Annotated in this window: 24 protein-coding genes and 1 tRNA gene; 3 read left to right on the plus strand and 22 right to left on the minus strand. The window is 44.2% G+C overall.

The annotated features are described in order from the left end of the window. The 3 genes from tetA(46) to O3629_RS00480 form a co-directional block, all read right to left on the minus strand. Window positions 1–1,725 (minus strand): tetracycline efflux ABC transporter Tet(46) subunit A, encoded by a 1,725-nt coding sequence (gene tetA(46), locus O3629_RS00470; protein WP_155167479.1) that lies wholly within the window; start codon window positions 1,723–1,725, stop codon window positions 1–3. A 395-nt stretch (window positions 1,726–2,120) separates the two neighbouring features. Next, window positions 2,121–2,193 (minus strand) — tRNA-Thr (locus O3629_RS00475). 50 nt (window positions 2,194–2,243) lie between these two features. After that, a complete protein-coding gene (locus tag O3629_RS00480) occupies window positions 2,244–2,813 on the minus strand; it encodes a GNAT family N-acetyltransferase (protein WP_155167477.1) in 570 nt (189 codons plus the stop codon). A gap of 200 nt (window positions 2,814–3,013) precedes the next feature. On the opposite strand from O3629_RS00480, the gene ald reads away from it, so the two are divergent. Next, the gene (gene ald, locus O3629_RS00485) at window positions 3,014–4,126 is read left to right on the plus strand and encodes an alanine dehydrogenase (RefSeq protein ID WP_155167475.1); all 1,113 of its coding nucleotides are present in this window, start codon (window positions 3,014–3,016) and stop codon (window positions 4,124–4,126) included. 290 nt (window positions 4,127–4,416) lie between these two features. On the opposite strand, the gene O3629_RS00490 is transcribed toward ald, so the two are convergent. The 7 genes from O3629_RS00490 to rplK all read right to left on the minus strand — a co-directional run bounded on the left by O3629_RS00490 (window position 4,417) and on the right by rplK (window position 9,353). Then, entirely contained in the window at window positions 4,417–5,409 is a 993-nt protein-coding gene (locus O3629_RS00490; RefSeq protein ID WP_155167473.1) for a PhoH family protein, read from the minus strand. A 79-nt stretch (window positions 5,410–5,488) separates the two neighbouring features. Then, entirely contained in the window at window positions 5,489–5,704 is a 216-nt protein-coding gene (locus tag O3629_RS00495) for a YozE family protein (RefSeq protein ID WP_049507495.1), read from the minus strand. 10 nt (window positions 5,705–5,714) lie between these two features. After that, window positions 5,715–6,569 carry an RNA-binding virulence regulatory protein CvfB gene (gene cvfB, locus O3629_RS00500; RefSeq protein WP_049472906.1) on the minus strand — a complete coding sequence of 285 codons (855 nt, stop codon included), beginning with the start codon at window positions 6,567–6,569 and terminating at the stop codon, window positions 5,715–5,717. A 99-nt stretch (window positions 6,570–6,668) separates the two neighbouring features. Then, complete coding sequence (gene frr, locus O3629_RS00505) at window positions 6,669–7,226, minus strand: ribosome recycling factor (protein ID WP_003005165.1); 558 nt, start codon at window positions 7,224–7,226, stop codon at window positions 6,669–6,671. Window positions 7,227–7,245: 19 nt separating this feature from the next. Further along, window positions 7,246–7,977 carry a UMP kinase gene (gene pyrH, locus O3629_RS00510; RefSeq protein WP_003005706.1) on the minus strand — a complete coding sequence of 244 codons (732 nt, stop codon included), beginning with the start codon at window positions 7,975–7,977 and terminating at the stop codon, window positions 7,246–7,248. A gap of 163 nt (window positions 7,978–8,140) precedes the next feature. Continuing rightward, window positions 8,141–8,830 carry a 50S ribosomal protein L1 gene (rplA, locus tag O3629_RS00515; protein ID WP_003005355.1) on the minus strand — a complete coding sequence of 230 codons (690 nt, stop codon included), beginning with the start codon at window positions 8,828–8,830 and terminating at the stop codon, window positions 8,141–8,143. Window positions 8,831–8,927: 97 nt separating this feature from the next. Further along, window positions 8,928–9,353, minus strand: a complete 426-nt coding sequence (gene rplK, locus O3629_RS00520) for a 50S ribosomal protein L11 (RefSeq protein WP_003005369.1) — start codon at window positions 9,351–9,353, stop codon at window positions 8,928–8,930. 160 nt (window positions 9,354–9,513) lie between these two features. Here rplK and O3629_RS00525 point away from each other — a divergent pair, with 160 nt between their 5' ends. Beyond that, window positions 9,514–9,858, plus strand: coding sequence for a DUF3397 family protein (locus O3629_RS00525; protein ID WP_049474322.1), 345 nt, complete (start codon window positions 9,514–9,516; stop codon window positions 9,856–9,858). A gap of 190 nt (window positions 9,859–10,048) precedes the next feature. On the opposite strand, the gene O3629_RS00530 is transcribed toward O3629_RS00525, so the two are convergent. The 6 genes from O3629_RS00530 to O3629_RS00555 all read right to left on the minus strand — a co-directional run bounded on the left by O3629_RS00530 (window position 10,049) and on the right by O3629_RS00555 (window position 17,263). Continuing rightward, on the minus strand, window positions 10,049–12,367 hold the full coding sequence (locus O3629_RS00530) for an HAD-IC family P-type ATPase (protein WP_371608547.1): 2,319 nt from the start codon (window positions 12,365–12,367) through the stop codon (window positions 10,049–10,051). An 8-nt stretch (window positions 12,368–12,375) separates the two neighbouring features. Further along, window positions 12,376–12,762, minus strand: coding sequence for a VOC family protein (locus O3629_RS00535; protein ID WP_155167469.1), 387 nt, complete (start codon window positions 12,760–12,762; stop codon window positions 12,376–12,378). A 66-nt stretch (window positions 12,763–12,828) separates the two neighbouring features. Then, window positions 12,829–15,189 carry a DNA translocase FtsK gene (locus O3629_RS00540; protein WP_155167466.1) on the minus strand — a complete coding sequence of 787 codons (2,361 nt, stop codon included), beginning with the start codon at window positions 15,187–15,189 and terminating at the stop codon, window positions 12,829–12,831. A gap of 99 nt (window positions 15,190–15,288) precedes the next feature. Further along, window positions 15,289–15,831 carry a hypothetical protein gene (locus tag O3629_RS00545; protein WP_155167464.1) on the minus strand — a complete coding sequence of 181 codons (543 nt, stop codon included), beginning with the start codon at window positions 15,829–15,831 and terminating at the stop codon, window positions 15,289–15,291. 100 nt (window positions 15,832–15,931) lie between these two features. Further along, complete coding sequence (locus tag O3629_RS00550) at window positions 15,932–16,435, minus strand: hypothetical protein (RefSeq protein ID WP_155167462.1); 504 nt, start codon at window positions 16,433–16,435, stop codon at window positions 15,932–15,934. Window positions 16,436–16,498: 63 nt separating this feature from the next. After that, window positions 16,499–17,263: a hypothetical protein gene (locus O3629_RS00555; RefSeq protein ID WP_173019367.1), complete on the minus strand. Its 765-nt coding sequence runs from the start codon at window positions 17,261–17,263 to the stop codon at window positions 16,499–16,501. Between the two features lie 239 nt (window positions 17,264–17,502). On the opposite strand from O3629_RS00555, the gene O3629_RS00560 reads away from it, so the two are divergent. Continuing rightward, window positions 17,503–18,348 (plus strand): peptidylprolyl isomerase, encoded by an 846-nt coding sequence (locus O3629_RS00560; protein WP_155167460.1) that lies wholly within the window; start codon window positions 17,503–17,505, stop codon window positions 18,346–18,348. A gap of 299 nt (window positions 18,349–18,647) precedes the next feature. Here the strand turns inward: O3629_RS00560 and O3629_RS00565 are convergent, their stop codons facing one another. From O3629_RS00565 to yabA, 6 genes are all read right to left on the minus strand, one after another. Continuing rightward, complete coding sequence (locus O3629_RS00565; protein WP_049488524.1) at window positions 18,648–20,189, minus strand: ABC-F family ATP-binding cassette domain-containing protein; 1,542 nt, start codon at window positions 20,187–20,189, stop codon at window positions 18,648–18,650. A gap of 84 nt (window positions 20,190–20,273) precedes the next feature. Next, the gene (locus tag O3629_RS00570; RefSeq protein WP_003013024.1) at window positions 20,274–20,627 is read right to left on the minus strand and encodes an arsenate reductase family protein; all 354 of its coding nucleotides are present in this window, start codon (window positions 20,625–20,627) and stop codon (window positions 20,274–20,276) included. Window positions 20,628–20,632: 5 nt separating this feature from the next. Beyond that, a complete protein-coding gene (locus O3629_RS00575; protein WP_371608548.1) occupies window positions 20,633–21,124 on the minus strand; it encodes a methylated-DNA--[protein]-cysteine S-methyltransferase in 492 nt (163 codons plus the stop codon). After that, window positions 21,108–21,689: an N-acetyltransferase family protein gene (locus O3629_RS00580; RefSeq protein WP_371608549.1), complete on the minus strand. Its 582-nt coding sequence runs from the start codon at window positions 21,687–21,689 to the stop codon at window positions 21,108–21,110. The genes O3629_RS00575 and O3629_RS00580 overlap by 17 nt, the downstream gene beginning before the upstream one ends. Before the next feature lie 17 nt (window positions 21,690–21,706). Beyond that, on the minus strand, window positions 21,707–22,564 hold the full coding sequence (rsmI, locus tag O3629_RS00585; protein ID WP_371608550.1) for a 16S rRNA (cytidine(1402)-2'-O)-methyltransferase: 858 nt from the start codon (window positions 22,562–22,564) through the stop codon (window positions 21,707–21,709). A 2-nt stretch (window positions 22,565–22,566) separates the two neighbouring features. Next, window positions 22,567–22,887 (minus strand): DNA replication initiation control protein YabA, encoded by a 321-nt coding sequence (gene yabA / locus O3629_RS00590; RefSeq protein ID WP_003005416.1) that lies wholly within the window; start codon window positions 22,885–22,887, stop codon window positions 22,567–22,569. Between the last annotated feature and the right edge of the window lie 8 nt (window positions 22,888–22,895).

Raw genomic sequence — 22,895 nt, forward strand, 5'->3', positions numbered from 1 at the left:
TTATTCTCCTTCCTGTTTTTGTTGCCGTTGGTATTGTTCATAATACCAGCCCTCTTGAGCCAGTAAATCACTAGCTCTACCTTCTTCCACAATCTGTCCTTGATCCAAGACAATGATCCAATCCGCCTGATGAACCGCAGACAAGCGATGGGAAACAATGAGGGTCGTCTTGCCTTTTCGCTCTGTTTGAATGGTGTCAATAATGGCCTGTTCGGTCTTGGCATCCACCGCTGAAAGGGAATCATCTAACAGCAAGAGATCCGCATCCCTTAAAAAAGCACGTGCCAACGAGATCCGCTGTTTTTGACCACCTGATACAGAGACCCCTTTCTCACCGATCATGGTGTCCATTCCCTGAGACATCCGCTCAAGATCATCCGCAAAAGCAGCTTGGGCAACAGCTTCCACTAATTCCTCTTCACTAGCACCATTTTTACCCAGAGCAATATTGTCGCGAATGGATTTTGAGAATAAAATATGTTCTTGGGAAACGTAGCCGATTTTAGCTTCAATGGAGTGTCGGTTGTAGTCCACGATCGGTTGCTGGTTGACCAAGAATTCTCCCTCACCAACTGGGTACTGCCGCAAGAATTGTCGAACCAGACTAGTCTTTCCTGCTCCGGTACGACCAACAATTCCAACTGTCTGTCCTTTCTGAATGGTCCAATCAATGCCTGATAGACTCTTTCGCTCAGCACCAGGATAGCTGAAAGAATAATTCTTAAACTGCACCGAATCAATCTGCTCTAAATAGTTAGGACCATCTGGTTCGAGATCATCCGTTTCATCAATCACTTCTTTTAATTTTTTATAGGACATTTGCCCTGTCTGATAGACCAAGATCAGGTCCGCCATCATCCACATAGGCTCAATTAAAAAGACCAAATACAGCTGCAAAGCCAATAACTTGCCAAGGCTCAATTGCCCGCTTGCTAATGACTGACCTCCAAATACCAAGAGTAGGACCGTCGAAAAACCAATAAACAACAGGGCTAAGGGGCCAAAAGAATATTGGATAGAAGCAATTTTGTCCCCTGTTTTGGATAGACTGGCTGTTTTCTTCTGAAACTGTTTGGCCTGCTGGTCCCGTTTACTATAGGCCCTCATGACCCGAACCCCTTCGATAGACTCCAAGACTTCATCATTCAACTGAGCGACTGCTTCCCGGTTTTGCTCAACATACTCCTCCTGCTTTCTACTCAAAAAATAGGTCGAGACGATGAGGAAGATCATCGGAATAAAGGAAATCAAGGTTAATTGCCAAGAAATGAAAAACATGGTTGGAATAATAAAGGCAAACAAGCCACCGCCAAACAGGAGCACCATCATCCCGTAACCAGCCATGTCGGCCATGCCATCGACATCTGTCGTGAACCGCGTCAAGAGATCTCCTGAACGGAATTTCTCAAAAAAGGGACGCCGCATAGCTACTAGTTTACGAAAAGCTTGTCCCTGAAGGGTCGCCTTGAAATGAACTGACGACTGAAAGAGGCGCAACTGCCAATAAAAAGCCGTCAGGTAATTGAGGATGGCTGATCCTACCAAGAGGACCATATCCCATACAAAGTTGGATTGCGTCAGCGTCTGCTGACTCAGACGATCCACTAGACGCTGAATAACTTGCGTCGGGATCAATAAGGTGTAATCATAAAGAATCAGGATCATAGCGATCTTCACATATCGCCACTTGCGCTCCCTGATATACTCCCAAATAGCTCTGATCATATATTCTCCTTTTCAAAACGGCACAGAAAAAACCCAAGCAAGGAGCTGAGTAGGTGCTCAGTCCACACTTGGGCCTTCTGATGCCTGTCACCAATTCAGTTAAGGCAGGCAAAAATGCATACAAAAAACCCAAGACAGACTCCTCCATCTTGGGTTTCATTCATTGTTTACATAGAACTCAACTGAGATTGGAGAAGCTGTGTATTCAATTGTGTCATCAAAACATCTACTTTGTTCATGATGGTTTTCTCCTTTCTCTTTGTTGCTCTAACTTTACCACGGATTTCTGTGCTTGTCAACGTTTTTTTGAAAATTATTGAAAAAAGCTGGACTTTTAAAAATGGACTCGTAAAAAAAAGAAGCCTAGATCCTCTCTAAGCTTCTCTCTTCTGCTATGCTAGTTGCCGGGATTGAACCGGCGACCTCATCCTTACCATGGATGCGCTCTACCGACTGAGCTAAACCAGCAGTACCTATCTACTATATCATGGAGATAGGTCTTTTGTCAATATCCTGACTCATTTTTCTGTCAAATATTCTTCCTTTGTGAGGACATAATGAACTCTCGTCACCATTCGCCCCTCTTCATGCAAGTCTAGCATCGCGTAGGGCTCCTCGTGAGAATATTTCATCCCTGATTTAGCCATCACCCGGCCAGAAGCTGGATTGTCCTTATCATGAACAGCAATGAGCTTGTTCATTCCTAACTGTTCAAAAGCCAAGGCAATAACTGCCTTGGTAGCCTCTGTCGCAAGACCCTGGTTCCAATAGTCTTTATTCAGAACATAGCCGATACTCCCCTTCTTCAGACAAAGATCCAAATCCAGTAAATCAATCGTCCCTATAAATTTTTCATTTTCTTTGAGCTCGATCCCCCATTTTCCAAGTGGGCTCGCTAGGTAAAAGAGGGCAATATTATTACGCGTCTCTTCAAGACTATGATTGGTTGCAAAGGTATAGCGCGTAACTGTCTCATCAGAAGCATACTCAAACATAGCTGGTGCATCATCAAGAGTGACCGGACGCAAGTGCAAACGCTCTGTCTCCACTTCACGATAAGCCGCTAACTTCACATATAAATTTTCCATTTGACACTCCTTCTTTAGGTATTAGTTTAGCAAATAACCTAAAGGAAGGCAAGCTCAAATTTTTCTTGCTTTTTAACCCACTTTTCTATACAATTAAATCAATCAAAACAATCAGATAAGGAGTGAAAAGGTCATTGAGTCAAGAGAGCCATCTCACACCAATGGCCTTTTTACACCTAAATCTGAGCAAGGAGGCAAGAATGCTCATTGGAATTCCTAAAGAAATTAAAAACAACGAAAATCGGGTCGGTTTGACTCCTGCAGGCGTACAAAGCTTGGTCAAGAAAGGCCATCAAGTTTTTGTAGAAACAAATGCCGGACTTGGTTCTGGCTTTGCGGATGAAGATTACACGAAGCAAGGGGCAACCATCGTTGCGACTGCTGCAGAAGCTTGGGCCGCTGAGATGGTGGTCAAAGTCAAAGAACCCCTCGCTGAAGAATATGGTTTCCTTCGCGAAGACCTCTTGCTCTTCACTTACTTGCATATGGCTGCTGCTCCAGAATTAGCGGACGCTATGGTCGCAGCTAAAACAACAGGGGTGGCCTACGAAACGGTGCGTGACCTTGATGGACAATTGCCACTTTTGGTGCCAATGAGTGAGGTGGCTGGACGGATGGCCGTGCAAATCGGTGCTCACTTCCTGACCAAACAAGAAGGTGGATCAGGAGTCCTCCTAGGTGGGGTGCCAGGTGTTCCAAAAGGAAAAGTTACCATCATCGGAGGCGGGGTCGTTGGAACCCACGCGGCTCGTATCGCCCTTGGACTTGGTGCCCAAGTGACCATCTTAGATATCAGTGCTAAACGTTTGGCTGTTCTGGAAGATGTCTTTGGTCACCAAATCCAAACCCTTATGTCCAATCCATTTAACATTGAAGCCAGCGTCCGTGATGCCGATGTTGTCATCGGAGCTGTCTTGATCCCTGGAGCTAAAGCTCCTAAATTAGTGACAGACGATATGGTCAAACAAATGCGTCCCGGTTCAGTCATCGTCGATGTGGCCGTTGACCAAGGTGGTGTTATCGAAACAGCAGACCGTGTCACAACGCATACGGAACCAGTTTACGAAAAACATGGCGTGCTCCACTATGCCGTTGCCAATATCCCAGGGGCTGTCGCTCGTACCTCTACTATCGCCCTTACCAATGTGACCCTTCCTTATGTTGAATCCCTAGCTGACAATGGCTTCCACAAGGCCATCGCCCTCGATGAAGGCTTACGCCAAGGTGTCACTACTTACCAAGGCCATATCACAAGCCAACCTGTTGCTACTGGTTTAGAGCGCGACTTCACACCAATCGATGAATTGGTTTAAACTATCATATATTTAAAGAATTACCATCGAAAAAAATAAGCAACTTTTTTTCATATGAACTAATTAAAAATGTTTTGAGTTTCTAAATCATTTTCAAAGACTTTCCGCCGTGAGAAAAGTGCTTGAAACAATTTAGTTTCAAGCACTCGGAATAATTGAGACCTTAGGCTCAATTATTAGTCATGGAACTTCGTAGAAGTTCGCTGACGTCCGTTCTCACCAAAGGAAAGGCTAGGAGATGATTTCATCGTCAATTTAAGGCAAAGATCCGATGATCTTTGCCTTTTCTTTTATTCTTCTTCCACATCCAGTTTTTCTTTGACAACTGAATTTGGAATGGGCTCGTAGGCCCGGATAATCTCTGCTACTACCGGATGTCGAACGACATCCTTGGCAGAGAAATGCACAAAGTCAATTTGAGAAATGTTCTTCAATTTCTCCTGAGCATCAATCAATCCGGATTTCACATTTCGCGGAAGGTCGATCTGGCTGGTATCCCCATTAACAATCATCTTGGAATTAAAACCAAGACGGGTCAAAAACATCTTCATCTGCATGATGGTGGTATTTTGCGCTTCATCGAGAATGACAAAGGCATCATCCAAGGTCCGGCCCCGCATATAAGCTAAGGGAGCTATCTCGATAATCTCGCGCTCCATCATCCGAGTTGTTTGGTCCTTGCCCAAGATTTGATAGAGGGCATCATAGACCGGACGGAGATAAGGGTCTACTTTTTCTTTGAGATCTCCTGGAAGGAAACCAAGGCTTTCTCCGGCTTCCACAGCTGGACGAGTCAAAATGATTCGCTTAACCTGACCACGCTTGAGGGCGGTCACGGCCAAGGTCACAGCTAGGAAGGTTTTCCCAGTCCCCGCTGGTCCGATTCCAAAGGTGACATCATGATTTTTGACACTATCGACATAAATCTTTTGACCCAGCGTTTTAACCCGAATGGGCTTGCCGTAACTATCCTTGATAATCTCTTCTTCATAGAGAGCGATGAACTTATCCAATTCCCCATTTCTCACCATGGTAATGGCGGTCACCACATCTGGCGTTCCAATGGTCATGCCACGGTTGACGAGGACCAAGAGAGCCTGGATGACCTGACGAACCTGCTCGCAGTTTTCCTCTTCCCCAATGATTTGGACGATTTCTGTCCGGGCATGAATAGTCACCCCAAATTCTTGCTCCATCAAACGGAGATGGCGTTCGTTGGATCCAAACAAATGAAAGAGATCGTCTGGATGCGTTAATGTAATTTCAACTGAATGTTCTTGCAAATAAAGAACCTCTCTACCTGTGTTTTTCTATTATTATAACAAAGAGGTCGAGAAAAAACCATCCTCGACCTGTCCTTTTCTAATGGGCTTGGTATTCTTCCCAAATCGCATCAAAATCGCTAAGATTAAATGAAAAGCTGGCATGCTCTTCTAGATAGCGACTGACTTCGTCGAAGTCATCTGTATGCTTGGGAAAAGCGGACTCATGAAATGCAAGATCCGCTAAAATGGCCTTAGGAGCATTGCTTTTAGGATTGCGCTCCGTCATCAACCAAGTATAAAATGATTTTCGCATAAGCCTCCTCTTAGATCAACTCTGTTCCAAACTGGTCTTGCTTGATTTTTTTGGCCTTCATCAGCCCCCCCAAAGCCTTTTTGAACTGCCCTTTTGAAATCCCAAAGGTTGCCTTGATCTCTTCTGGAGATGACTTATCATTCAGGGTCATAAAGCCTCCATTGGCTTCCAAATAGGTCAGAATCATTTGGGCATCGTTTTCAAGCATTTCAAAAGAGCGTGGCTTCAGCGACAAGTTCAAGGTCCGATCCACTTCACGAAAACCGATGACGCGAGCATTTACGACCTCTCCCAAACGAGGTTCTGCATAGCGCTCACTTGGGTGGATAAAGCCCAGCATATTGTTCTCTGGAAGGTAAACAAAAGTTCCAGACAATTTCAAGCGGTAGACAATGGCTGGCCAGTTTTGGTTTTGCATATTGTTGTAAGCTGGACGAGCCAAACGCTGGAAATCTTCCTGGTAGGCTAAGATCCCCCAAATCCGATCTTTCTTATCGACTTCTAAGCGAATATAGAGACGATCGCCCTTTTTAGGCCATAGATCTTTGATCTCCGGTAGGATATCTAGTGAGACAACAATCTGCTTATCTGGAAGCCCTGTATCCACGAAGACTCCCAAATCCTTGCGCACTTCCGTGACCGTTCCCCAGCCAAAGCTTTCTTGAGTTGCAGTGACTTCAAGTGTCGTGAGTCGTAGCTTTTGCTTCATATCTGTATAGGCAAAGCCCTTGACACTTTCTCCGACTTGGTGTGGGCCTTCTGCTTTATCAAGCGCGTAGGTCTGGCCATCTTTTTGAACAAAATAGAAGTGATCATTTTCATCAATGACCATTCCCATGATGTAGCTTGCTAGATTCGTATTCATGTTTCCTTCTTTCCTCTTGCCTCTTCACAAGAATAATGGAAATAAAACCCAGCCAGCAGTGCCAACTGAGTCTATCTTTCCTGTAATGGTTGGGATGGATTAAACTTCCATCAATTCTTTTTCTTTGTGAGCTGTCATTTCATCTACATGCTTAACAGCGTCATCCGTAACTTTTTGAATCTCTTTTTCAAGACCTTTCAATTCATCTTCTGTGATTTCTTTTGCTTTTTCTTGTTTCTTCGCTTCATCCATAGCATCACGACGGATGTTACGGATCGCTACTTTAGCATTTTCACCCACTTTTTTCACTTCTTTTGCCAAGTCACGACGAGTTTCTTCTGTCAAAGCTGGGATAACCAAGCGGATAACAGATCCATCGTTGGCTGGAGTGATGCCAAGGTCAGAAGCATTGATGCTGTGCTCGATGTCTTTCAAAGATGATTTATCAAATGGAGTGATCAACAAGACACGCGCTTCTGGAATGGTGATAGATGCCAATTGGTTCAAAGGAGTCTCTACTCCGTAGTATTCTACGAAAATACGATCCAAAAGACTTGCGTTTGCACGTCCAGCACGGATGCTACCAAATTCACGTCCCAAACTTTGGTGAGACTGGGTCATTCTTTCTTTTGCTTTTTCTACGATTGGGTTTGCCATAATCTTCCTCTATTTTCTATTATTTTTCTACGTTATTCGATACGGTTGTACCGATATTTTCACCAAAGACAACTCGTTTGATATTGCCTGGTTCATTCATATTGAAGACAACCAAGTCAATGTCGTTGTCCATGGAGAGAGTAGAGGCTGTTGAGTCCATGATGCGAAGACCTTTGTTGATCACATCACGGTGGGTCAATTCCTCAAATTTGACAGCTGAAGCATCTTTTTTCGGATCAGCATTGTAAACACCATCCACCCCATTTTTAGCCATGAGGATGGCATCTGCTTCAATCTCAGCTGCACGAAGGGCTGCAGTCGTATCTGTTGAGAAGTATGGAGAACCGATCCCTGCACCAAAGATCACGATCCGATCTTTTTCAAGGTGACGAAGGGCCCGACCACGGATATAAGGTTCTGCAACTTGTTGCATGGCAATCGCTGTTTGAACACGGGTATCCACGCCAACTTGTTGAAGCGAATCAGCCATCACAAGGGCGTTCATGACGGTACCGAGCATGCCTGTGTAGTCTGCTTGGACACGATCCATCCCTGCTTCAGCAGCAGGTTCTCCACGCCAAAGGTTTCCACCACCGATAACCAAGGCAATTTCAATTCCAAGTTCGTGAACTTCCTTGATTTCTTGCGCCATATTTTGGACAGTTTTGATATCGATTCCGACACCACGTTCGCCAGCAAGGGCTTCACCAGATAGCTTGATTAAGATACGTTTATACTTAGGTTCTACCATTTTCTCTCTCCTTTTTTGATCTGTATTATTTTACCATAAATTACGTTTTTTATATAGTCATATCCATCAAAATTTTCTTTTTTCCATCCGATTAGTTTTACCAACTGTAGCAAATAAAAATGGCGTACAAAAAAAGCTACCCGAAGGTAGCTTTTCATTTCAATTAAAGTGAGTTAACATCCACTTTGATACCAGGACCTTGAGTTGTAGTCAAAGTCAAGCTAGTTACGTAAGTACCTTTAGCTGTAGCTGGTTTTGCTTTTTGGATTGTGTCGTTGAAAGCTTTAAAGTTTTCAACCAATTTAGTATCATCGAATGAAACTTTACCGATGATCGCTTGAACGATACCTGCTTTATCAGCACGGTAAGTGATTTTACCACCTTTAGACTCTTCAACTGCTTTCGCAACATCCATTGTTACTGTACCAGTTTTAGGGTTTGGCATCAAGTTACGAGGTCCAAGGACACGTCCAAGACGTCCAACAAGAGCCATCATATCTGGTGTAGCGATAACTACGTCGAAGTCCAACCAACCATCGTTGATTTTCGCAACAAGGTCATCTTCACCTACGAAGTCTGCACCAGCAGCTTTTGCTTCTTCAGCTTTTGCACCACGTGCAAATACAAGTACGCGAGCTGTTTTACCAGTTCCGTTTGGCAATACCATTGCACCACGGATTTGTTGGTCAGCTTTTTTCACGTCGATGTTCAAGTTGTATGCAACTTCTACAGTTGCGTCAAATTTTGCAAAGTTAGTTTCTTTTGCAAGAGCTACAGCTTCTTCTACGCTGTAGACTTTTGTGCTGTCGATTTTTTCAAGAGCAGCACGAAGTTGTTTGCTTTTTTTAGCCATTTTATCTTTCTCCTTGTAATGTGGTCATATCGATTTTCATCTCCCACGTCACTCGTCATTTGATCAAGTGTATTGCGGGCAAATAGGATTGTTACAATTAGTCAGTAACAGTGAATCCCATAGAACGAGCAGTACCTTCGATCATACGCATTGCAGACTCAATGTTTGCAGCGTTCAAATCTGGCATCTTAGTTTCAGCGATTTGTTGTACTTGTGCACGAGTTACAGTTGCAACTTTCGTTTTGTTCGGTGTACCTGAACCTTTTTCAACACCTGCAGCTTTTTTCAAAAGAACAGCAGCTGGTGGTGTTTTTGTAACGAAATCGAATGATTTGTCTTCATAAACAGTGATAACAACTGGGATGATCATACCAGCTTGATCAGCTGTACGAGCGTTAAACTCTTTAGTGAATCCCATGATGTTGATACCTGCTTGACCAAGCGCTGGACCAACCGGTGGAGCTGGAGTAGCTTTACCAGCAGGGATTTGCAATTTTACAAGTTTTTCGACTTTTTTAGCCATTTCTTAAATCCTCCTTTGTGGTTTTGGCGGTAATTACAGATTTTTACCTCCCACAAGTATGCTTTGTGCATACCTTTCTATTATACACGATTTCTCATTTTTTGCAAGAAAAAATTAAAATATAGTAAACTTTTTTTTCGTTTTATGATAGAATGAAGCTATGTTAATCAAAGTTGCTTCTGTATTATTTATTTTTTTAACGCTGATTCTGAGCGGCATCATTGTTCACCTCTTTAAGCTTCAGAAAAGAGGATGGCGATCGACCGATATTGCCTTTCCTTTATTTGCCCTAGAGTACTACCTGATCTCAGACAGCGCCTTTTATCACAGCCTCTTGCCGCTGCTAGCTTTAAGCCTTTCGCTTTTAGCTTTGGGGCTAACGATTTATTTCTTAAAAAAGAAAAAGTGTTTTTATTACCCTAGATTTATCAAATACTTCTGGCGTGCTGGATTTCTAGTTACCTTCTTACTCTATCTGATCTTAACAGCTAGTTTGTTTATTTAATACCAAAAGGAGGCTGGGACAAAAGTCCTAGCCTCTCAATTGTTTTTGGATTGTCGAGCAAGACGCAGTGGTTGAGTGGGCTCTACTACGCTGATTTCATCAGCTGTTACAGCCCTACTCAACTGTGCGGAGGTGGGACGACGAAATCGAATTCTAACGAATGACCGATTTCTGTCCCACTCTCTTTCTTTTATTTCTTCCGATGAAAGAACCAGCCCACTAACTTCTTAAATACTTGAATTAAGACGAGAGCGAGAGCCGCCATGATGGCGCAGATAAGCAGCGTTTGAAGTCTCAAGGGGCTCATGTTAAAGAATTTACCTAGGATACTACTTGAAACCAGAAAAGCTAGGATATTTCCTAGGAAAACCAGTCTTTTGTAGTGATTGAGAGGCTGGGATTCTTGGTAGATGATGGTAAAACCGACAAAGGCCATCAAGCAGATGGCTGCACTCGAGAGCTCTTCCGATTTCATACCAAATGCTGAAGAGAGCAAAATCAGACTAAAGATCAGTATAAAATCCGTCAAGGCAGCAGGCAGTGCATTTTTAAAGACCGTTTCGATAAAGCGCCCCTTGATGCGCTCGCTATTGGGCTCAAGCGCCAGGAAGAATCCTGGAATCCCAATTGTAAAACCACTGATCAAAGACATCTGCGACGGCATGATGGGATAGGTAAAGGCTAAGAGCGTCACTGAGATAGCCAACAAAATGGAGAAGATATTCTTGATCAAAAAGAGACTAGCTGATCGCTGAATATTATTGACCACCCGCCGACCTTCTGCCACGATAGACGGCATCTTCCCAAAGTCAGAATCCAGTAAGACCACTTGCGCCATCTTTTTGGTCGCATCATTTCCAGATTCCATCGCAATACTACAATCCGCTGTTTTTAAGGCTAAAATATCGTTAACACCATCTCCGGTCATAGCGACCTTGTGTCCTTTTGCCTGCAAGCCTTCTACAAGGCTTTTCTTTTGCTCTGGGGTCACCCGACCAAAGACTGTATACTGGTTCGCAGCTTGGTGCAAGTCTTCTTCCGTCAGTAAGGTTCTGGCATCGATCAAGTCTTCTGCTCCTTCAATGCCTGCTTTTTGTGCAATAGCTGAGACGGTAGCAGGGTTGTCCCCTGAAATGACCTTAATGGTTACACCTTGTTCTTTAAAGTAGGCAAATGTTTCTTTGGCATTTTTTCTCAAAGGATTGGAGAGAATAATCCAGGCTACTAAATCTACAGGAGCCTCTAACGTCTCTCTAAGGTCTTCTCCCCTATATTTCCCAAAGGCCAAGACCCGATTACCTGCCTGCGTAGCTGGGGCAATCTCTTTTTCAAGCTCAGAGAAGCCTTCTCTTAAGACAAATTCTGGTGCGCCTAATACATAGATCCCCGATTCAAAGGCAATGGCCCCATACTTTTTCTTAGACGTAAAGGGCAGTATTTCAAGAGGCTTCCAAGGACGGCTGACTGGCATCTTGTGGAATTTTCGGATCGCATCCATGGTATCGTTTTGATCCATACTAGCTTCTACATACTGAGCTAGAGCTTCCAAGTCTTGAGCGTCTTTTGCCGGACGAATCTCTGTCACTTCCATACCAGGCTCTGTAATAGTCCCTGTCTTATCGACACAAAGGACATCCACGCGCGATAAGGTCTCAATCCCCTTCATGCTATTGAGCAGAACCTTTTCCTTGGCCAATCTGACAGCACCAAGAGCCAGCGCCAAGGTCATCAAGAGGTACAAACCTTCTGGAATCATCCCGATCAAGGCTCCGACTGTTGAAGTCACACTGAGCTTAAGGCTGTCACCTAGGCTGATATAGCTCCGAAGAAAAAGGAGGGAACCTAGCGGAATGATAAGGAGACCAATGATCCCTACGATGCGGTTAACTGCATGAACCATATCAGACTCCTCATGGGACTTGACCTGCTTGGCTTCCAAGCTCAATTGGTTGATGTAGGAGTCATTCCCCACTTTTTCCAATCGTGCCAGCCCTTGACCAGCAATCACAAAGCTACCTGACATGAGCGCATCTTGCGCTCCTTTTTTGACCTCATCAGCTTCACCTGTCAATTGAGATTCATCGACTTTTAGCTCGCCCTCCAGCAAGACCCCATCCGCATAGATCTGGTCTCCAGCTTGAAAGCGAACTAGATCGCCCTCCACCAGCTGATCGATAGGTAGAGCGACTTCTTTGCCTTCGCGAAGAGCGATCGCCTCACTCATGTGTAGAAATTGCATCTGACGTAAGATCCGTCTAGAGCGGACTTCCTGCACAATTCCAACTAAGGAGTTGACCACCACAATCGGGACAAACAAGAGATTGTTCCAAGATTTCACTGCTACCAGCAAGACCGCCAAGACCAGGAAAATCAGATTAAAGTAAGTAAAGACATTGTCTCGAATGATCTGCCCAATACTTTTTTCTGTCTTAATCGTGACCTTATTTTGCTTGCCCTCTTGGATCTTTTTCGCTACTTCTTCCTGACTGAGTCCTTCTAATCTAACCATTGCTTTCCTCACTCATGTATTTCCAAGGGCAATCCTTCTGGATCGAAGAAAAATGCCATCTTCTTGCCATCAAAATCATCATAGCGAAGGCCTGTATTCTCAATACCTAGCTGATCCAATCTAGCTAGATAGGTCTCTACATCGTCCACTTTAAAGGCCAGATGACGCAGTCCCGCATGCTCGGGCAAGGGGAGCTTAGGCCGTTCTGGGGCCGTCGGTTTGATAAAGAGTTCTAAAGTCAACTCCCCTTGGCGGAGATTGATCAAGATATCTCTGCGTTCGGGACGGTCATACTCACTGACAATCGCAAAGCCCAACTGGTCCACATAAAAATGCAACATGGCGTCGCGATCCCGTCCAATGATGGCAATATGATGAATCGTGTCTAACTTCATCTGGTCCTACTTTCTATTTTCTATAAAAAGAAAAGGGAGTGGGGCATATGCCCTTTTTCCCTATCCTTATGATTGTTGCAATACTTTTCGAGGCTTGGTCCCTTCAGCTGGTCCAATCACACCCGCTGCTTCCAACTCTTCCATGAGGCGAGTCGCCCGGTTAAAACCAACCGATAAGCGGCGCTGGATCATTGAAGCACTGGCTTTTTGGGTCTCGATGACGAGCGTTTTGGCCTCTTCAAAGAGAGGATCACCTTCGTCTAAGCCACCCATGCCTCCGTCAAAGTCCGACTCCGATACTTCGCCTGGATCAAAGGCATCATCATAATCAGCTTCTGCCTGCTCTTTGACAAAGTTGACAATCTGCTCCACATCGTCATCTGAGATAAAGGATCCTTGTAGACGGATTGGATGATTTTCATCGATCGGTTTAAAGAGCATGTCCCCACGACCGAGCAATTTCTCTGCGCCATTTTCATCCAAGATGGTCCGTGAGTCGGTTCCAGATGATACCGCAAAAGCGACACGGGAAGGCACATTGGCCTTGATCAAACCTGAGATAACGTCAACCGATGGCCGTTGAGTCGCAAGGATCATGTGGATCCCCGCCGCACGCGCCTTTTGTCCAAGGCGGATAATGGCATCTTCCACTTCTTTACTTGCGACCATCATCAAGTCTGCCAGCTCATCGACAATGACCACGATCAATGGAAGGGGCACTTGCTTCATCTCAGACTGGGCATTGTACTCAGCCACCTTGGCATTAAAGCCAGCAATATTACGAGCACCCACTTTCGAGAAGAGCTCATAGCGATTTTCCATCTCATCAACGACCTTCTGCAGGGCTCGACTGGCCTTGCGTGGGTTGGTCACCACTGGGATCAAAAGGTGAGGAATATCATTGTAGACAGAAAGCTCCACCATCTTAGGATCGACCATCATAAACTTGACTTCGTCCGGACGGGCCTTCATCAAGATACTCGAAATAATCCCATTGACCGCTACTGACTTACCAGATCCAGTAGAACCCGCTACCAAGAGGTGGGGCATCCGAGCCAAATCAAAGGTTCGTGCCGAGCCATCTACAGCCTTCCCAAGAGGAATCTCAAGGAGTTTAGCTGGGTCTGTTTTGGACTGCTCCCACAATTCACGGAAGGAAACAGTCGCAATCTCTGAGTTGGGCACTTCAATCCCGACCAGAGACTTCCCTGGAATCGGTGCTTCAATCCGCACATCCTTGGCTGCTAGGGCCAAGGCCAAATCATCTGCTAGATTGGAGATGCGGTTGACCCGCACACCGACAGCTGGCTTGACCTCATACTTAGTGACAGAAGGACCGATTTCTGCCCGCTCCACTGTCGCCTTGATATTGAAGCTTGCAAAGGTCTCTTCCAAAATGCGGATATTCTGACGAACGATATTTTTCTCTTTGGATTGATTTTTCGGCTTGTCAGGTGCGAAGAGATCAATGGTTGGAAGTTTGTACTGGAGGAGTTCCTTAGGTGTGAAATCCACTTGAACTTCTTCCCCATCGTCCTCGAATTCTTCGGCTTCCGGAAGCTCTTCGTATGCTTCAGGCTCTTCAGGCCATTCTTGATCTGGCAGGTAAATCTCTGGTGTTGCTGGTGCGACAATTTCGGCTTCTGGGAAGGGCTCTGTGAACGGCTCTTCCGCCAATACCTCTCCCGTTTCAGGGTCTACAGGATGCCCTTCCATTGAAAGGGGAGTTGGAAAAACTGCACTTGCTTCTTCTTGCTCTCTTTCAGCTGCAGCAGCTTCCTCGGCAGCTCTCGCTTCTTTTTCAAGGAATTTCTGCTCGCGACGTTCTTTGCGTTTCTCCATAGAAGCGTGGAAGGCTTCCGATCCCTTTTCAAACAAATCATAGATGGAGTAAGGACTCATCAAGAGAATCCCCAATCCAATAAAGAGAAGGCCAATAAAATAAGAGCCAATATTTGAAAACAGGAAGGAAATCGGAGCATAAAGAAGGGCACCGATCATACCACCACCGGCAAAGCTCTCCACTCGCAGATGAATCAGGTCTGCCATGATTCTTGAAAAGGTGACCTTGATTCCATTATTGTCTAAATGAAGGGAGGATACAAAGAAGGCCTGAAACATCAAGAGAATCCCAGCAAAGAAGCTTAGGAATCCTGAAATCACCCCTTCGTGTTTGTCCAGCCATTTAAAGGCATAGAGGTAGAAAAAGGTCGCTAAAATAGCCAAATAAGCCAAACTCCCAACAAACAGTCGGATCAAGTTGTAGGCCAAGACCCCTACTGCTCCCAATTTCAAAGCCGCAAAAATTAAGACCAGACTAATGAGAATGGTCGCAATCATGCGATGAATTGCTTTTTTTCTTTCTAATTCTGCTTTGGACAGTCGTCTCGTCGACCGTGTTTTTTTTGATTGATTATTGTTTGCCATAACCTTTATTATATCACATTTCCAGGCCAGTTCTCTAGTAAAATCATTTCCTCAATTTTTCAAAATAAAGTAAAAAAACAGCACCGATTGGGTACTGTTTTAGATATTTTTCTTAGGGTGGCGGTCAACGATGGCTTGATAGTCTTTCAGCGCTTGCTTTCCTTTGTCCGTCAACTGATAGCCTCGAATCGCGAACTGTTGCTCCAACTCTTCTTCCGTAAAATGGTCAGCCAAAGCTTGGTTCAAATCGGCCGCTTTCATCTTGGACAACCCCGCGACTCCCTTCTTTTTAAGAATGGCTTTTTTCATGGTCGCATTGATATGGTCCAGTGAATCAAAAGCGGATTCGATAAAAGCATAGCCCTTCTCCACCAAAACCTTCAAGTGTTCCGAAGCATGAATCCCATAAGTATATTCGAAGTACTTAGGAAACCAAGTCTCTGTCGTAAAGGTTCCAAAATGGATCCGCCACAAGAGAATGATATCCCCAGCAAGCAGGTCATCGTGAAGGAGCTCCATATTTCGTTTGGAAACAGGCTTTGGATCCAACAACCAAGCTTCCAAATCCCTCTCAGGTGAAATATAGGGTTTCACCTCGTGATCGGAGTAAAATTTTTCCATTACATCTGAAATAGTCGTCATAAGTCTCTCCTATCTATCATCGACTGTATCATAACAAAATAAAAAGAACCTGTCGATCAAGAAAGCTTCCTGATGACAGGTGCCTAATGTAAAACGGATCTTATTCAGATTTTTTATCATCCGGTGTGATGGTATCTAGAACTTGGTCGACTTTTTGCTCTCTTTCCAAATCATGATCCGTTTGAATACTATCAATTTGATCTTGCAAATTTGTCTGTTGGACTTGTGGTTTGAATGACGAAGCAAATCCTACTCCAATCACCAAGAGACTCGCTCCAAGGACGCAAAGTCTTTTGACATGCCAAGCCGTCGGCAAGGGAATCTTTGCTCGAATCCCTGATTTCTTGACCCAATCCGGATGGTCTCGCATCACGCGATTAGCTGCCATCAGAGGCATCAGGTAGCCAAAGAGCGCAATGACCGTTGTCAAACCAATCACCCGAAAACGATTCTGATTGGACGGAGAAACATGATTCACTTCCATCAAGACCATTCCCGTAATCACTAAAGTAATGACCAGTAATAAGCCCAAAGATCTCCATAGACCTTCCCTACGGTAGCATTTCAATTCATCAAACGACATCTCGTTAAAATTCTTATCCATTTTTTAATAACTCCTTATATTTTTTCAGGCTCTTTCAATTAATCTCTATTTTGATCGGAGGATTTACAGATGACTGCCTTCATCCCTCAAGTATTGCTTAGCCTTTCGAACAATATAGAGCGACTCATCTTCTGAAACTAACTTGTGAAAGAGTTCATTGGCTCTGTGCTGATCACCTTTAAGAGTAGCATTCAAGGCTTGGTAGTAGATAATTTCCAACTGCTGGTACTTGAAATCATTGCTTAAATCTTCGAAATAGTCATTGCTTTGGTGCGCAATGGTTAAATCATAAAGGGCAAGACAGACCTTTCTTGTTTTCTCAGCCAGTGTCGGGTCTGTGATAGTCAATTCATTCAACCGACCCTCCAGTTCTCCTCTAGACAAATCAGGATCTGTCAGGACAGTTGATCGCATGAGATAACTTTCAAAAAAGTTTTTATATTTCTGCGGATAATCCGTCTGACTAAGTGCTTCCCTAGCTTCTTTTATGACAGTATCAAAATCTCCCATCATAAACGAATAGGCAACCGATGTCAGCTTAATATCTATCTGTGAAATAGCCTTTTTCACATTCTTGTTCAACTGAAGGTATTGCTGCCAAAAAGCTAAATCTAAGTCTACATGGAGCAAGGTGTTGCACTTGTTGGTGTAGCTTTTCTTGAGCAATTGGATGAATAAAATCAAGCATGCAATAACCAATAAAACGCCAGCAGTCTGAAGAAGAGTATCCCTGACCACTAATCCAATGCAAAAGATCAGAAGCATTGCTAACAAGCCTGCAGATCTAATATAGAGTCTATAGTTTTTGCGTAGAGTTTTATAATCCAATTTGTAGCCTCCTATTCATGATACGGTTTTTGAGGGAATTCGTTCATTTTCCAACAAATTAACATATCTCCCATCATACCGAATTTTCCATCTATACGCAACTTACTTCTTAATTAGTGATTTATCAAATGTTATCGGTCTTGAAACAACCTCAGAAAATAGAGAATCCCGTCCAGATTTGAAAGTATCGCAAAATTAAGGTACAATAGAGAAAGACAATTATGTTGGAAAGGAAGAATATGAAAAAATTAATCGCACTACTATTATTTTCCGGCTTGGCTTTGACAGCTTGTTCGTCCAATAAGACTGACGCTAACTCTTCAAGCTCAAGTAAAGAAAAGACAGAGCAGACCGCAACTTCTAGCTCTAGTCAAAAAGATCAAAAGAAAATTGAAGAAGAACAAAAGAAATTAGAACAACTGCGCAAAGATTTTAACGATGCCATGACCAATGAAAATGCCGTCTTCCCACAACTTTCAACTGATGTGGCTGAAGACGAAGCGGAGGTTAAAATCACAACGACTGAAGGCGACATCACTGTGAAGCTCTTCCCTAAATATGCCCCACTTGCAGTTGAGAACTTCTTGACCCACGCAAAAGAAGGCTACTACAATGGCTTGCTTTTCCACCGTGTTATTAACAACTTTATGATCCAAACTGGGGATCCTAAAGGAGACGGTACGGGTGGCGAATCTATCTGGAAGGGCAAAGACAAATCCAAAGATTCAGGTACTGGTTTTGAGAATGAGTATTCTCCATACCTTTACAACCTTCGTGGAGCCCTTGCCATGGCCAATTCTGGTCCAAATACCAATGGTAGTCAATTCTATATCAACCAAAATAAGGATGATATTTCAAGTAAACTCCCAACTGACCGCTTCCCAGCTAAGATCATCGATGCTTATAAAAATGGTGGAAATCCAACCCTCGATGGTGGTAACTACACTGTCTTTGGTCAAGTGATCGATGGCATGGATGTGGTGGATAAAATCGCCTCTGCCGAAACTGATGATAAGGACAAACCAAAAACAGACATCAAGATTGAAAAAATCGAGATCTTAAAAGACTACAATTTCAAGAAATAATGAAAAGAGAACCGAGAGGTTCTCTTTTTAAGATATTGATAAACATTTTACATAAAATTAGCTAATAGATTCATTGGTAAAAAAATGAATTCTAATTATTTATGTCATTCATCTACTGAAACTTTCCGCCGTGAGAAAAGTGCCTGAAACAGATTTGTTTCAGGCACACGGAATTATTGAGACCTTAGGCTCAATAATTAGTCATGGAACTTCTCAGAAGTTCGCTGACGTCCGTACTCACCTAAGGAAAGTTTCTAAGAAGAATCTGAAAAGAGAACCAAACGGTTCTCTTTTTGTCTTTACGTCAATTCATTAAAGTCCCAGATTTGGTCCATCCAGCCTTCATAGAAATCTGGCTCGTGGCAAACCATGAGAATCGATCCCTTGTACTCTTTCAGAGCCCGTTTCAATTCATCTTTGGCATCCACATCCAAGTGGTTGGTCGGCTCATCTAGTACCAAGACATTGTTTTCACGGTTCATCAAGAGACAGAAGCGTACCTTGGCTTGCTCTCCACCGGATAGCACCTGGATTTGGCTCTCGATATGTTTGGTGGTCAAACCACAGCGAGCAAGGGCGGCACGGACTTCTGCTTGGTTGAGAGCCGGAAAGGCATTCCAAACTGCTTCAAGCGGTGTCTGGCGATTGCCCCCTTCGACCTCTTGCTCAAAATAGCCAAGCTCTAGGTAGTCTCCACGCTCGACTTCTCCAGCGATCGGAGGGATGATTCCAAGCAAGCTCTTCAAGAGAGTGGTTTTCCCGATCCCGTTGGCTCCGATGATGGCTACCTTTTGATTGCGTTCAAACGTTAGGTTCAAAGGCTTGGTCAAAGGACGGTCATAGCCAATCTGAAGATCCTTAGCCTGGAAGATAAAGCGTCCAGGAGTCCGGGCATTTTTAAATTCAAAGGAGGGCTTTGGTTTCTCACTTTGTAACTCAATGAGTTCCATCTTGTCCAGCTTCTTCTGACGAGACATGGCCATATTCCGTGTAGCCACACGCGCCTTATTGCGGGCTACGAAATCTTTCAAATCAGCAATCTCTTTTTGCTGGCGTTCATAAGCTGCTTCCAATTGCGATTTCTTCATTTCATAGACTTCAAGGAATTGGTAGTAGTCTCCTGAATAGCGGGTTAACTGCTGATTTTCCACATGGTAGACGATATTGATCACATCGTTCAAGAATGGAATATCGTGTGAAATGAGGACAAAGGCATTTTCATAATTCTGCAAATAGCGTTTAAGCCAATCGATGTGCTCTGCATCCAAGTAGTTGGTTGGCTCGTCCAAGAGAAGGATATCTGGTTTTTCTAGCAAGAGTTTGGCCAAGAGGACCTTGGTCCGTTGCCCACCTGACAAGGAGGTCACATCTGTATCCATGCCAAAGTCCATGACCCCAAGAGCACGCGCCACTTCATCAATCTTGGCATCCAAGGTATAAAAATCACGACTTTCTAGACGCTCTTGGAGTTCTCCAACCTCTTCCATCAGAGCATCGACATCGGCTCCCTCTTCCGCCATGGCCATATAGAGGTCATTGATGCGAGCTTCAGCTGTGAACAACTCATCAAAAGCGGTCCGTAAGACATCACGAACTGTTTGTCCTTCTTCTAAGACCGAATGCTGATCCAAGTAACCTGCCGTCACATACTTAGACCACTCCACCTTTCCTTCGTCTGGTTGCATCTTACCGGTCACGATGCTCATGAAGGTCGATTTCCCTTCACCATTGGCCCCGACAAGACCGATATGCTCTCCCTTTAGCAAACGGAAGGACACATCCTCAAAAATCGCCCGGTCCCCAAAACCGTGGCTCAAATTTTTAACTTCTAAAATACTCATGCTTGACTCTCTTTCATTGATTTCACTCGTATGATTATATCATCTTCACTGCAAAATGAAAAGGGAGCCCAACTCCCTTTTCTTTTACAAACCTAAGTCTGCGTACGGTTTCCGGTAGCCCACTTGAACTACTTTTCCGTCTTTGACAAGTAGAGGCCGCTTGATCAGCATACCGTCTGAAGCAAGGAGATCCGCCGCTTCTTTCACTGTCAGTTGATCCACCTTATCTTTCAAACCGAGTTCCCGGTATTTCATTCCGCTAGTATTGAAGAAAGACTTGATCGGTAGGCCAGAAGCCGCCATCCAATCTTGCAATTCTTGGCTAGTAGGTGTTTCTGTGACAATATTTTGGCTTTGGAACTCACATTGGAGACCATCCAATTCTGATTTAGCCTTTCGACAAGTCGAACATTTTGGGTATTCAATAAAGGTATACATCGATTTTATTTCTCCTTCCAGGTAATTCCTTCGTGTTGTAAGAGCCAGCGTTTGCGATCGAGTCCAGACGCATAGCCCGTCAGTTGTCCATCTTTTCCCATCACACGGTGGCAAGGGACTAAGATCGTCAAGGGATTGCGTCCGACAGCCTGTCCCACGGCTTGGGCTGAACCACAAGAAAGATCCTGAGCAAGCTGGCCATAGGTTTTGGTCTCACCATATGGGATCTCTCGCAATAACTGCCACACCCGCTCTTGGAAGGCTGTCCCTTGCGGTGCTAGTGGAAAGCTGATAGCGATTGGATCTCGCGCAAAATAGTGATCCAACCACTCCTTCACCTTCTCATGGTAGGGATGGACCTGTTTCAGCGCTCCATAGGGATCAGGTGCCTCTTCTTTCGGATCATAAAAATCAAGCTCTACAAGGCCTTCTTCACTGACAACGATCGAAAGAAGCCCCATAGGGCTTTCATAAAATTGTTTAAGATAGAGAGTCATTGTAGGCTGCTTCCGCTCTTTGGTCCCAGCGGTCCTCTTCTGAGACCACTTGGAATAGACTAGTTTCTGCTTTTCGTTTGATCTTTTGATAAGCCAGACGTACTCCATCAATAGGGACCTTTCCACAATAATGGTAGCCCAATTTTTCAAGCAAATGTTGCATGACCACATTATCCGGGTGCGTATCGCAACGGAAATCTGGGCCTTTTTCTCCTTCGATTAAACCTTGAAGGAAGGTCTGAGCCACCCCTTTGCCAGCAGCTTCTTTGGCTACAGCGACGCGGTGAAAAGTGATATACATATAGTTGTCATGCTCCCACTTGCCATCGTAAATCTCATTATAGGCCGCTTCATTTCCCTTTTGGACGGCTGCATAGGCGACGACTTCCTGATCTTCAACCGCCACATAGCCACGACTTTCTAGAATATCCTCAAAAATGATCTCTTCATCTGGATAGCCATCCTGCCACTGGTCGACCTGTCTTTGAGCCAGGCTTTCCTTGGCATCTTGGATGATTTCCATAATTCGCTTAATCTCATTGGGATAAGCCATTCTAATTTCCATCCTGCTTCCAACCTTTCCTAGTCTTGATGGTAACGAGCATAGAGCTCACTCTTTTGCAGGCCGTATTGTTTGGCGACCTGTTTAATTGCTTGATTTTTCTTCATGCCCTCTTGGACCAAGGTATCGATCTCTTGGATCAAGTCGACCTCTTCTAGGTCTAGCTCTTCTTCCTTGGCTCCTTCGACAATCAAGAGGCACTCCCCTTTGAGAGGATTTTCTTCAAGAAATGCGACTAACTCAGAAATACTGCCGCGAGTATATTCCTCATAGATCTTGGTTAATTCACGAACCAATACGACAGGACGATCCCCATAGACAGCCAACATATTCTCTAGGGTTGCCTTCACTCGATGGGGAGACTCATAAAAGATCTGTGTCTCCGGATAGGCCACTTTTTCTTGGAAAAAGGCCTTTTGTTGCCCCTCTTTGCGAGGCAGAAATCCATAAAAAATATGAGGTTGAGGGGCTAGGCCACTGGCAATCAAACCCGTTATACCTGCACTAGGACCAGGCACAGCTACGACAGGAATCTCGCGTTCAATCGCTGCCTTGACCAAATCATGACCAGGATCAGAAATACTAGGAAGTCCTGCATCTGAGACTTGCGCTAAGTCTTTTCCAGATTCTAAATAGGCGATTAGATCTGGAATTTTCTCCATGGCATTGTGCTCATGAAAGCTGGTCTGGGGTGTCGTAATCTCAAAATGCTTGAGCAAGAGGCCTGTATTTCTAGTATCCTCAGCTGCGATCAAGTCCACATCCTTTAAGGTCTGGACCATGCGGCAACTCATATCTTCACGATTACCGATCGGTGTCGGAACCAGGTAAAGCACCCCTGTTTTCTTTTCCCCTTTAAAACTTCGTTGGATCTGCATGCTTACTCCCTAAATAACAACTCGTCACAAAACATACACTCTTCATCGTTCTCACGGCGTTGACCGTAGGAATAAGTGCAGATATGAAAACCGTCGTTGTAAATACGTTGCAAATTTTCACGACCATGGTGTTGTGACTTTGCGGATGAAGTCTTCTCAACTTCCCCCAAACGCTCTCTCAATTTATCATTTTCTAAACGAAGAGCTGTATTTTCTTCGATGACTTGTTTCAAATTTTTCTTGATGGCTTCGACTTCAGCCAAGGTGACCAACAAATTCTGAGAGAAGCCGTCTAAAGCATCAAATAATTCTTTTTTATTCATTCTGACTC

Origin of the sequence: Streptococcus sp. 27098_8_12 (assembly GCF_041432115.1) — a bacterium.
GTDB classification, from domain to species: Bacteria; Bacillota; Bacilli; order Lactobacillales; family Streptococcaceae; genus Streptococcus; species Streptococcus parasanguinis_V.